This is a genomic window from Ruegeria sp. BHSB056 (assembly GCF_059613305.1).
Genome location: NZ_JBXWSG010000106.1, coordinates 1 through 11,298, shown reverse-complemented (window position 1 = coordinate 11,298; position 11,298 = coordinate 1). Strand labels below are relative to the sequence as shown.

Genomic DNA, 11,298 nt, shown 5'->3' with positions numbered 1-11,298 from the left:
CCCAGGCCCAGACGACCTCTTGCAGCTGCTCTTCCTGCGACCGGTCGCCGCCGTTCATGTCCGGGTGCAACACCTTGATCAGCTTCTTGTAAGCTTTGCGCACTTCGGCCTTGGTCCAGCTGTCATTGGCCTCCAGAATCTCGATTGCGCGGCGTTCAGTAGGGGGCAGGCGACGTCCACCTCCACCCGAGGTGCGCCCCTTGTTCTGCGTGCTGTTGGCGCCCAGTACCTGATGCGGGTCCTCAATGCCCAGACGGGCCCAAGCGCGCGCCTCGGGGTCTCCCATCGGCTTGGTCTCACGTTCCCAAACCTTGTCCTTCGAGCGTTGCGCGTTCAGCTCGGCCTCGGTGGTGCCGTCGAAGAAATTCCACTTCTGGTTATACTCGCGCACGTGCTGCTGGCAGAACCAGAAATAGTCATCCAGCACATCCGGTGCCTTGGGGGCGCGGAACTTGCCTGGCTCTTCACACCCGTCGTGATCGCAGATCCGGACCGAGGTCTCGGACGCGCCCGACATGCCCCGGCGCCCACGCGGGTTCTTTTTCTTGGCGCTGGAAACGGACATATCGAATCCGAAGGGGTCTGATTTCGCCATGCTCAATCCTCACGAACGCATCTTTTCGACTCGGAGGCAGCAGTTTAGTCTAAGCAGCCGAAAGTAGAAGAGGGGGGCGGCAAAAATTTTGCCGCTGAGCAAAAAAATGAGCGTGACCGACGAAATCCGAACCCGCCTGCAAGCCGCCTTTGACCCGCATGAACTTGACGTGATCGACGACAGCGAAAGCCATCGCGGCCATGCAGGCCACAGGGAAGGCGGCGAAAGCCATTTCAACGTCCGCATCCGCGCCGCCGCATTCGCCGGTCAATCCCGTGTCGCCCGCCACCGGGCCGTGCACAAGGCGCTGGGCGACATCGTGCCCCGCATCCACGCGCTGGCGCTGGATATCGGAACCTGACGCTGCGCCTTATTCAGCGCTCATCTGTGCCGACGGGGTCGAGGCCGAGATCGCATATTCCTCATCCGTCATGACGTCTTCGATCCCCTCGAACAGAGGCGTCGACAGATAACGCTCGCCCGTATCCGGCAGCATCACCAGCATGACGGATCCCGGCGCTGCGGTTTCGGCCAGTTTCATCGCCACCGCAAAGGTCGACCCGCCCGAGATGCCGGTGAATATCCCCTCTTCCGAGGCAAGGCGGCGCGACCATTCAATCCCTTGCGGCCCCGGAACAGGGATCAGCTGGTCGTAATAGGCGTTGTCGATGGCTTCCTGAAGGACCCATGGAATGAAATCCGGCGTCCAGCCCTGAATCGGGTGCGGCTCAAAATTGGGGTGGCTTTCGGTGGGCTGGTGATCGTGGTTGCGCGTGTTCACATAGCCTGACGACACGATGGCGGCATTAGCTGGTTCGGTCAGGATAATTTTCGTATCGGGCCGCTCTTTTCGCAACACTCGCGACACCCCGGCGACCGTGCCGCCGGTGCCATAACCCGTCACCCAGTAATCCAGCTGCTTGCCTTCGAAATCCGCAAGGATTTCCCGCGCGGTCGTGTTCTCGTGAATATCGGCATTGGCTGCGGTCTCGAACTGGCTGGCCAGAAACCATCCGTTTTCCTCGGCCAGTTCCTTGGCCTTGGTATACATTCCGAACCCCTTCTGCGCCTTGGGGGTCAGAACAACCTTCGCGCCCAGAAAGCGCATCAGCTTGCGCCGCTCGACCGAAAAGCTTTCGGCCATCGTCACAACCAGCGGGTATCCCTTGGCCGCACAGACCATGGCAAGCCCGATCCCGGTATTGCCCGATGTCGCCTCGACAACCGTCTGACCGGGTTTCAGCCGCCCATCCCGTTCTGCCGCCTCGATGATGTTCAGCGCCAGCCTGTCCTTGACCGACCCCGCCGGGTTGAATGCTTCGAACTTGACATAAACGGTCACATGCTCCGGCGCGATCCGGTTGACCCGGATACAGGGCGTGTCGCCGACTGTATCAAGGATGCTGTCATACAGGCGTGCCCGCCCCTGTGTCTGCCGAATACCCATTTCAAAATCCCTCCCGGTTGTCTGGTTAACATGCCACAGATTTCGCTGGGTTGATAAGCACATATCGCGCCCGCAGCGCCAAATCTGCCCGCGGGCGGGCTGCTCAAACTGCGGTGCACACCGTGTTGCAGGTGTAACCGCACGTCAAACCCTGATCCGTCTCAGGCGTCTTTCTTGTCGCCCGCGGTGTCCGTGTCCTGGCCAACCTGGTCCCGGCTTTTCAACGACAAAGGCGGCTCATGCGCTTCTTCCGAGATTGGTTTCGGCGCGGCCACCATACCGGGGCCGGGGATCGGTTGGGCCAACGGGGTGTTGTCAAACTCGGGTACGTCTCCGATCACCGACGCATCGACTTCCTCGGCCACGGCCCGCCGGAACACCAGCACATTGCGCCAGTTTGTGGTCGATCCGGTCAGGCCCGAGCGTTCCTCGCTGGGCAGCAGCTCGGCGCGCTGGTATTCCCAGCCGTCCTGCGCCATCTGGTTCAGAACCTGTTCGACCGAGACCGCAAAGCGGCCCTCGGCCGTTTTCACGCCCTTGGCTTTCACGCCCTTTTGCGGCGCGGGGACGACCTTGTATTCAAAAAGCTGCATCAAGTGTTCCTAAATACCTGTTCACGCCAACTTACCACGCTGACCCCCGGGTGAAAGAGCCGTCGCCCGACCGGCGGTTTTCAGCCCTGATTATTGCCGCCAGCCTGTGCCGCCTTGGTCACAACCGACAGGCACAGCTCGGTCGCCACTGCCATGTCCTGTACCGATATCCACTCCAGCGGCCCGTGAATGCACTGCATTCCGGTGAACAGGTTGGGGCAGGGGGTGCCGAACTCGGTCAGGCGCGACCCGTCGGTGCCGCCGCGGATCGGGACCGACAGCGGCTCGATCCCCAGCTCGCGGCAGGCGTCGCGCGCCAGATCAACCGGTGTCATGTCGTTTTCCAGCCAATAGCGCATGTTCCGGTATTGGTGGCTGATGTCGCAGGTGATGGTCGCGCGCGGTTCCGTGGCCTGCACGGCGGCACAGACCTGCCGTACGATGTCACGTTGCGCCTCAAGGCCCTCCATCTCGAAATCGCGCAGGATCAGCTTGATTTGCATCTCGGACGATCCACCGCTCATGTCGGTGACATGAATAAACCCGTCGCGGCCATCGGTTGTTTCGGGTGTCATGGTGGCCTGCGGTAAGGTCTGCACGATCTTCGCCGCCAGATGGGCTGCGTTCACCATCTTGTCCTTGGCCAGTCCGGGGTGGATCGATACCCCCTCGATCCGGATCACGGCACGGTCGGCAGAAAAGCTTTCATATTCGATCTCGCCCACTTCGGCACCGTCCAGCGTATAAGCGAAATCCGCCCCCAGATCCTTGGGCAGCTGTTCGGTAACGCCGCGCCCGATCTCTTCATCCGGGGTAAAGGCAATGCGGATAGGGCCGTGCGGAATATCCGGGTTTTCGATCAGATGCCGGGCCATGGTCATCAGGATCGACACCCCGGCCTTGTCATCCGCGCCGAGCAGGGTGGTGCCCGATGCCGTGATCAGATCATGTCCGATCTTCTCGGCCAGATAGGGGTTCTCGTCCGGGGACAGCACCAGATCCGGGTCATCCGGAAAGGAAATGTCACCACCGTTATATCCCTTGATCACCCGCGGCTTGACGCCCGTTGCATTGAACTGGGGGGCCGTATCCACATGCGCCAGAAAGCCTACCGTCGGGCCGGGTGCGGTGCCAGGGATGGTCGCGACGACCACGCTGTCACCCGTCAGCGTCACATCGCTAGCGCCGATCTCGGTCAGTTCCTGCTTCAGCAGGTTCAGCATGTCGAACTGTATCGGGGTGCTCGGCGTGGTCGCCGAGGTCTCGTCGCTCTGACTGTCGATCGCCGCGTAACGCACCAGCCGATCTTCGAGTTCCTGATCAAATCTGTTCTGCATGATACCTCACCTCTCTGGGGCGGAAGAAAGGGTGCAATCACGGGCGAAGTCAAGCCGATGAGCTGACCCCATTTCTTAAGAAATCGTGGAAATCTGATTGTACAAACCTGACAATTGCCACTGGCAGGCTTGTACAAAATGTAAGGTTCAGGAACTCAGCTTCTTGCTGACCAAATCGTTAACGGCCTTCGGGTTGGCCTTGCCGCCGGTGGCTTTCATCACCTGACCCACGAACCAGCCAGCCAGCTTGGGGTTTACCTTGGCCTTTTCGACCTGGGCCGGATTGGCCGCGATGATCTCGTCCAGTGCGGCCTCGATCGCACCGGTGTCGGTGACCTGTTTCATCCCGCGATCCTCGACGATCTGCGCCGGGTCACCGCCTTCGGTATAGACGATTTCAAACAGGTCCTTGGCGATCTTTCCCGAGATAGCATCAGAGGAAATCAGGTCGATAATCCCACCCAGCTGCGCCGGAGAAACCGGCGACTCCGTGATGTCGTGGTCTTCTTTTTTCAGACGTCCGAACAGCTCGTTGATCACCCAGTTCGCGGCCAGTTTGCCATTGCGGCCCTGCGCGACTTCTTCGAAATAGGCCGCCGATTCAACTTCGGCAGTCAGTACCGAGGCGTCATAGTCGGTCAGGCCGAACTCACTGATAAAGCGCGCTTTTTTGTCGTCAGGAAGCTCTGGCAGATGGGCGGCGATATCGTCCACCCATGCCTGTTCGATCTCCAGCGGCAGCAGGTCGGGATCGGGGAAATAGCGGTAATCATGCGCTTCTTCCTTGGACCGCATCGACCGGGTTTCGCCCTTGTCCGGATCATACAGGCGGGTTTCCTGCTCGACCTTGCCACCGGCTTCGACAATAGCGATCTGGCGGCGGGCTTCGACCTCAATGGCTTGCTGGATGAACCGCATCGAGTTCATATTCTTGATCTCGCAACGGGTGCCTAGATGCGAAAAGTTCTGTGTTTCCTGATACTTCTCATACGCGCCCGGCATACAGATCGAGACGTTCACATCCGCCCGCAGGTTGCCGTTCTGCATGTTGCCGTCACAGGTGCCCAGATAGCGCATGATCTGACGCAGCTTGGCAATGTATGCAGCGGCCTCTTCCGGCCCGCGAATATCAGGGCGGCTGACGATCTCCATCAGGCAAACACCGGTCCGGTTCAGGTCGACAAAGGACATGTGCGGGTCCATGTCGTGGATCGATTTGCCGGCGTCCTGTTCCATGTGGATGCGTTCAATGCGAACCATGCGCGCAGTGCCGTCACCCATCTCGACCAGAACCTCGCCTTCGCCCACAATGGGATGATAAAGCTGGGAAATCTGGTAACCTTGCGGCAGGTCAGGGTAGAAATAGTTCTTGCGGTCAAAGGCCGATTTCAGATTGATATCCGCCTTCAGGCCCAGCCCGGTGCGCACTGCCTGTTCCACGCAGAACTCGTTGATCACCGGCAGCATTCCCGGCATTGCCGCATCCACGAAAGCCACGTTCGAGTTCGGCTCGGCCCCGAATTTTGTGGACGCGCCCGAGAACAGCTTGGCATTGGATGACACCTGCGCATGCACCTCCATCCCGATCACCAGTTCCCAATCGTGCTTGGCCCCGGCAATGGTTTTGGGTTTGGGCATTTCGTATGTCAGGTCGAGCATGGCGCGCCTCATTTCCGCAGAAGTCTAAACCTGCGTATTAGGCCCGGCAGGGCCTAGGGGCAAGGGGGAATCCTGACGCGTTCAGTTCTTGGAAAACTGCAGACCGGACGGTGTGAAGGTTACATCCTTGCCGCTGCGCAGTTCATCCCGGAACAAATCCGAGATGGCGCGCAGCGCGTCGCGCTGACCGCGCGCAGCAAACCGCTCGGGCGAGTTGATGCGGACAGAGTTGTTGAACCCGTTGGCGGCATGGGCCCAGATCAGGGGGTGAAGCTCGGTCAGGTGATCGCGGATCAGCCAGTTTGCGGTGTCGCGCATATGGGCACGGACATTGTCTGCCTTTTCGTTCAGCCCGCGACCATTCTGAATGGTGATTGCACAATAGGCCGACAACATATTGATCATCTGTTGGTCAGGGCGCAAACCTACGATATCGCGCAATCCTTCAAGGAAATATTCGACATCGACCTGCGCGCAGGCCTCTTCGTCCAAAGCGATGGCATCGAATTGCACCCACGTATATCCACCTGCGCCCCAGACATCCTGTGTCCGGACGGCATTGCGCAAGGCTTGCAATTCCAGTTCTGCGTAGCTGCCGAACCACCGGGGCAAAAGGTGGCTGCCCATCGCGCGCATGTGACGCTGATTGCGCGGGTCCAGTGTGATCAGGCGCTCGTACTCATCGGCAACGCGGGCGTTTGACTTGCGCTGCCCGGCCAACAGGGCACAACCGGCGGCCGCAATCAGAGGGCTGTCCGGTGCATCCGCCTTGCATTTGGGAAGGATTGCAGCGGCCCGGTCGAAATGAGCGGCGCATCGCGAGCGGTGCAAGGGCGGCAAGGCCGTGTCCGTGGCGTTCCCGCGCCAAGCCCAGGCCAGATCGATATGGGCCAGCGCCACAACAGCAGCGATCATCGGATCGCCGGGATTGTCTGACAACTCGCCTTCCAGTTCCGAAATACCACCCAGCAAATCGTAGTCAGATATGGCCTTGCCGTCCGACAGCGCATGTTCCGCAGCCAGAACCACGTCAGATCGGGCCCCGAACGCCAAAAGATCGGCAATCGGCATACCATCCGACACGGCAGCACGATCCTGATCCGCTGCACGCATTTCGTCGGACAACTCGGTCCAGCGATCCTGTCTGGCCAGATAGCGCCCATGTTCGATTGTAGAATGTCCAATCAGATTGTCGCAATTCGACGTTGCAACAGGAATGTTGAGCTGCCCATGTTCAGGCAGGGCAGCGGCCAGCGCAGATTTCGTTGCGCACAGATCTTCTGAGGCGTCCGTGGGATTGGATGAAGGCTGGGCAAACAGCGCCCTTATCGACCGAAACATGGTAAAACTCAAAACTGTAAAAACACTTAACTGAGTCCGAATTCTGGCGAGGTCTTGGGTTCAATTCAAGTAATTTGCTTAATAAACTTTGTTTTTTGTGTCCAATGAGCCCGTAGATCACGCAGTGTTTCAGAAAACAGTGAAATGATGACGGTCTACGCGAAAACCTGCCTGTTTTAGAATGGTTTCCAGATTCCGATGCGGTGGCAGAGACTCATCTGGCAGCCGGATTCGTTTCTCGGATTTCAGGACGATGGATACGCGAACGGAAAAGTCCCACCGGGTGTCAAATCGGAAATGGTCGATATCCCGCATTGGGATATCGCCCTGCCGATTGCCCGTGAACCAGCGTACGGCATCCCGGTCCAGCTGCACGCCTGCGCTGGTATTCTGGATCACGTCCCATAGCGCTGGGAGGGTGGCCAGAGACAGCAGACTGACAACCCACCAAGCCGCGTCGAACAGGATGAGCAGCGCCAGCAGTGCCATGTAGACACTGGCCAGAATGACCAGTGTTCGTGTGTTCCGGTTGCGGCGGGTAAAGCTGTAGGGTGTCATGCGCCGAGGATACGGGATACCATTTCCGTCGTGTCGCGCGACAGGTTCGGCGTTTCCGCAATGCGAGAAAGCTGCGCGCGCATCAGGTTCTGACGCCCGGTGTCGTACCGTTTCCAGGTCTGGAAGGCAGAACACATCCGTGCCGTGGTTTGCGGGTTCACAGGATCAAGGCGGATCAGCCAACCAGCCAGCAGGCTGTACCCGGCGCCATCCGACTGGTGGAACCCCGCGTGGTTCATCGCCAGCGCGCCCATGACAGCGCGGAACCGGTTCGGGTTCTTCCAGTTGAAATCAGGATGCCCGGTCAATGCCTTCGCCGTTTCCGGTGTCGCCTCGGGTGCGGCCATGGTCACCTGCAAGCCAAACCATTTGTCCATGACCAGCCGGTCATGATGCCATTGGTCATAGAAGGCGGCCAGCTGCACCTCGCCCTTGCGGGCGCGCAGCAGGCAGGACAGGGCTGTCAGTTGCAGGGTCATGTTATCCGCTTTGGCATACACAGTGGCCGCCATTGCCCCTCCGTCCAGCCGAGAGGTCAGTGCCAGTGCCGCACTGCCAAGGGCGCGCTTTCCGGATTGCTGGGCATCCGGGCTGTAGGGGCCATCAACCAACGCCTCGCTGTGCAGGCGGGGCAGCAGATCCTGCACATGCTGTGCCGTGGCTTGCCGCAGCGTTTCGACCGCCGACCAGATTGCCATCGGATCGGGCGTTTGACCGTGTTCATGCAATGCCGCAGCCAGTTCGGATTGCGTCGGCAGCCCAAGCATCAAGGCGCGATAGGCCGGGTCCAGCGTGTCGTCGCGCAACACGGCCTGCAGCCCGTCAAGGTAATCGGCGTCCGGGGTTGCCTCGTCCAAGATCATCCGCAGCAAGGTGTCCTGCGCCAGCGATCTGCCAGCCTGCCAGCGGTTGAACGGATCTGTGTCATGCGCCAGCAGAAACGCGCGTTCGGCGCTTGAATGATCGTGTTCCAGAATGACCGGTGCCGAGAAATCGCGCAGGATCGAGGCGGTGGGTCTTGTCGCAAGCCCTGTGAACTGAAAACTCTGCTCGGCCTCTGTCAGTTCCAGCACTTCGGTCGCACGGACCTCATCCCCGTTTGGCCCCAGCAGGCCAACGGCGACCGGGATCACCTGGGGCAGCTTCTCTGCCTGACCCGGTGTGGGATCGGTGCGCTGTTTCAGCGTCAGGGTATAGGTCCCGTCGGCCCAATCTTCAGATACGGTCAAACGCGGTGTGCCCGACTGGCTGTACCAGCGTTTGAACTGGGTCAGGTCGCGGCCTGTGGTGTCTTCGAACACTTTCAGCCAATCCTCGATCGTGCAGGCCTGCCCGTCATGGCGGTCAAAATAGAGGTCCAGCGCCTTTGCATAGGCCTCATCCCCGACCAGCCGCTCTAGCATGCCAATGATTTCGGCACCTTTTTCGTAAACGGTGGCCGTGTAGAAATTGTTGATCTCCTGAAAGCTTTCGGGCCGGACCGGGTGCGAGAGCGGGCCGTTATCCTCGGGGAATTGCCGCGCGCGCAGGTCGATGGCGTCGTGTATGCGCTTTACGGGGGCCGAGCGCATATCGGATGTGAACTGTGCATCGCGGAAGACGGTCAGCCCCTCTTTCAAGCACAGCTGGAACCAGTCGCGGCAGGTGATGCGGTTGCCTGTCCAGTTGTGAAAATACTCATGCGCGATGATCGCCTCGATCCGTTCGAAATTGGCATCGGTCGAGGTTTCAGGACTGGCCAGAACAGCCGACGAGTTGAAGATGTTCAGCCCCTTGTTTTCCATCGCTCCCATGTTGAAGTCATCGACGGCGACGATGTTGAAGACGTCCAGATCGTATTCCCGGCCATAGACATCTTCGTCCCATTTCATGGACTTCTTCAGCGCCTCCATACCGAAGGCGCACTTGCCTTCATCCCCCGGACGCACCCACAGGTTCAACTCAACATCCCGGCCTGATCTGGTGGTGAACCGATCAGGATGGGCCACAAGTTCCCCAGCGACAAGCGCAAACAGATAAGCAGGCTTGGGCCACGGGTCGGTCCATTCGGCCCATCCTTCGCCCTTGCCCGAGGGGTTGCCGTTCGACAGAAGAACCGGCAGGTCGCCATTGATGCGCACGGTGAAGGTGGACATGACATCGGGGCGATCCGGGTAATATGTGATCTTGCGGAAACCTTCCGCCTCGCACTGGGTGCAATACATGCCGTTCGACATATAAAGCCCCTCCAACGCCGTGTTGTTACCCGGATCGATCTCAACTTGGGCTTCCCAGAGGAACGGGGCGTCGGGAACATCGGCGGTCAGGCCCTTGTCCGTGACGTCAGGCGAAACTTCGGATCCGTTGATGGACGCGCGGATCAGGTTCAGATCTTCGCCGTGCAGGAAAAAGGTGCGATCGGTCGCGTCGGGATTTGGACGAAACGCGATACGCGACGTGACCCGCGTTGCATGTGCCGACAGATCGAAGGTCAGGTGCACGCTGTCCAGCAGATAACCAAACGGAGTGTAGTCTTTCAGGAAGATCGTGGTGGGGGCAGCGTCGCGCATGGGGGCCTCGCATCGGTTCGTGTCTGGCGCGACGTTAGGGGCATCGTTCCAGAGCTGCAACTGGCCCCCGCCATTCCCTTGTTGTTTTTGAAACAGCTTCCCTTCGATCCGAACAACCCTAACGCAAAGTCGAAAGTTGCCTATCGGAAACTTTCGGCCTAAGTCACTTACGCATACAACGGCACACAATCGCGGGAGAGCAGGAAGATGAGTGGCAGACAAACCCTGAGCGGGCTGCAGATCGATCCAATACTGGCAGAGTTTATCGAGACGCGGGCATTGCCGGGTACGGGTGTGTCGGCGCAGGATTTCTGGGCGGGTCTGGCGCGACTGGTGTCTGAACTGGGGCCGAAGAACCGCGCGCTTCTGGCCAAGCGCGCCGAGATTCAAGGGCGCATCGACAGCTGGCATATTGCGCGCGAGGGTCAGAGCATTGATCCCACTGACTATCGGGCTTTTCTGAAGGAAATCGGTTATTTGGTCGAGGAAGGCGACGGGTTTCAGATCGACACGACACATGTCGACCCCGAGATTGCGCTGACGCCGGGCCCGCAGCTGGTTGTGCCGATCACCAACGCGCGCTTTGCGCTGAACGCGGCGAACGCGCGATGGGGCAGCCTGTATGATGCGCTTTATGGCACCGATGCGATAGGCGATCTGCCAACAGGTGGTGGGTATGATGCGGCGCGCGGTGCGCGGGTGATAGCCTGGGCAAAAGCCTTTCTGGATGACGCCGTGCCTCTGGCGGGTGGGTCTTGGGCCAAGGTGTCGGGACTGCATGTTGAAGAAGGTGTTCTTTCCCCGGCACTGGCAAACCCTGCTCAATTTGTTGGTTTCGGTGGCGCGGCAGACAAGCCGGATTTTGTGCTTCTGAAAAACAATGGCCTGCATATTCAGATCATGATCGATCCGACTGGCGCCATCGGCGCCTCTGATCCCGCAGGTATCGCGGATGTCCGGTTGGAATCAGCCCTTTCAACGATTATGGACTGCGAGGACTCGGTCGCTTGTGTTGATGCAGCGGATAAGGTCGTGGCCTATGGCAACTGGCTGGGCCTGATGAAGGGTGATCTGACCGAAGACGTCACCAAGGGCGACACCACATTTACCCGCAAGCTGGCAGAGGATCTGACCTTCACCACACCGACAGGTGAGCAGGCGACCTTGAAGGGTCGTTCGCTGATGCTGGTGCGGAATGTCGGCCACCTGATGACGAACC

10 protein-coding genes are annotated in these 11,298 nt (G+C 59.5%); 2 read left to right on the top strand and 8 right to left on the bottom strand.

All coding sequences use genetic code 11. From position 1 onward, the window contains the following. Positions 1-595 (bottom strand): J domain-containing protein (locus AC2FND_RS18040; RefSeq protein WP_496771166.1); only part of this gene is annotated, 595 nt, incomplete at its 3' end. 106 nt (positions 596-701) lie between these two features. Here AC2FND_RS18040 and AC2FND_RS18035 point away from each other — a divergent pair. Further along, on the top strand, positions 702-956 hold the full coding sequence (locus tag AC2FND_RS18035; RefSeq protein ID WP_209597754.1) for a BolA family protein: 255 nt from the start codon (positions 702-704) through the stop codon (positions 954-956). Between the two features lie 9 nt (positions 957-965). Here AC2FND_RS18035 and AC2FND_RS18030 read toward each other — a convergent pair whose 3' ends face one another. The 7 genes from AC2FND_RS18030 to pepN all read right to left on the bottom strand — a co-directional run bounded on the left by AC2FND_RS18030 (position 966) and on the right by pepN (position 10,079). Beyond that, on the bottom strand, positions 966-2,042 hold the full coding sequence (locus AC2FND_RS18030; RefSeq protein ID WP_496771165.1) for a PLP-dependent cysteine synthase family protein: 1,077 nt from the start codon (positions 2,040-2,042) through the stop codon (positions 966-968). A gap of 161 nt (positions 2,043-2,203) precedes the next feature. Next, positions 2,204-2,635, bottom strand: a complete 432-nt coding sequence (locus tag AC2FND_RS18025; protein WP_496771164.1) for a DUF4177 domain-containing protein — start codon at positions 2,633-2,635, stop codon at positions 2,204-2,206. Between the two features lie 80 nt (positions 2,636-2,715). Further along, complete coding sequence (gene pepT, locus AC2FND_RS18020) at positions 2,716-3,972, bottom strand: peptidase T (protein ID WP_496771163.1); 1,257 nt, start codon at positions 3,970-3,972, stop codon at positions 2,716-2,718. A gap of 147 nt (positions 3,973-4,119) precedes the next feature. Beyond that, positions 4,120-5,631 carry an Asp-tRNA(Asn)/Glu-tRNA(Gln) amidotransferase subunit GatB gene (gene gatB, locus AC2FND_RS18015; protein WP_496771162.1) on the bottom strand — a complete coding sequence of 504 codons (1,512 nt, stop codon included), beginning with the start codon at positions 5,629-5,631 and terminating at the stop codon, positions 4,120-4,122. Between the two features lie 81 nt (positions 5,632-5,712). Next, positions 5,713-6,972 carry a hypothetical protein gene (locus AC2FND_RS18010; protein WP_480506276.1) on the bottom strand — a complete coding sequence of 420 codons (1,260 nt, stop codon included), beginning with the start codon at positions 6,970-6,972 and terminating at the stop codon, positions 5,713-5,715. Between the two features lie 129 nt (positions 6,973-7,101). Then, positions 7,102-7,530: a hypothetical protein gene (locus tag AC2FND_RS18005; protein ID WP_496771161.1), complete on the bottom strand. Its 429-nt coding sequence runs from the start codon at positions 7,528-7,530 to the stop codon at positions 7,102-7,104. Beyond that, positions 7,527-10,079 (bottom strand): aminopeptidase N, encoded by a 2,553-nt coding sequence (gene pepN, locus AC2FND_RS18000; protein WP_496771160.1) that lies wholly within the window; start codon positions 10,077-10,079, stop codon positions 7,527-7,529. The genes AC2FND_RS18005 and pepN overlap by 4 nt, the downstream gene beginning before the upstream one ends. A 207-nt stretch (positions 10,080-10,286) precedes the next feature. Between pepN and AC2FND_RS17995 the strand changes: the two genes are divergently transcribed. After that, a partial coding sequence (locus tag AC2FND_RS17995; protein WP_496771159.1) for an aldolase/citrate lyase/malate synthase family protein occupies positions 10,287-11,298 on the top strand: 1,012 nt, incomplete at its 3' end.

What these genes read in the sequence shown, in the direction of transcription:
- AC2FND_RS18035 (WP_209597754.1), top strand. Translation starts at nt 702, where the DNA reads ATGAGCGTGACCGACGAAATCCGAACCCGCCTGCAAGCCGCCTTTGAC.
- AC2FND_RS18030 (WP_496771165.1), bottom strand. Translation starts at nt 2,042, where the DNA reads ATGGGTATTCGGCAGACACAGGGGCGGGCACGCCTGTATGACAGCATC.
- AC2FND_RS18025 (WP_496771164.1), bottom strand. Translation starts at nt 2,635, where the DNA reads ATGCAGCTTTTTGAATACAAGGTCGTCCCCGCGCCGCAAAAGGGCGTG.
- pepT (WP_496771163.1), bottom strand. Translation starts at nt 3,972, where the DNA reads ATGCAGAACAGATTTGATCAGGAACTCGAAGATCGGCTGGTGCGTTAC.
- gatB (WP_496771162.1), bottom strand. Translation starts at nt 5,631, where the DNA reads ATGCTCGACCTGACATACGAAATGCCCAAACCCAAAACCATTGCCGGG.
- AC2FND_RS18010 (WP_480506276.1), bottom strand. Translation starts at nt 6,972, where the DNA reads ATGTTTCGGTCGATAAGGGCGCTGTTTGCCCAGCCTTCATCCAATCCC.
- AC2FND_RS18005 (WP_496771161.1), bottom strand. Translation starts at nt 7,530, where the DNA reads ATGACACCCTACAGCTTTACCCGCCGCAACCGGAACACACGAACACTG.
- pepN (WP_496771160.1), bottom strand. Translation starts at nt 10,079, where the DNA reads ATGCGCGACGCTGCCCCCACCACGATCTTCCTGAAAGACTACACTCCG.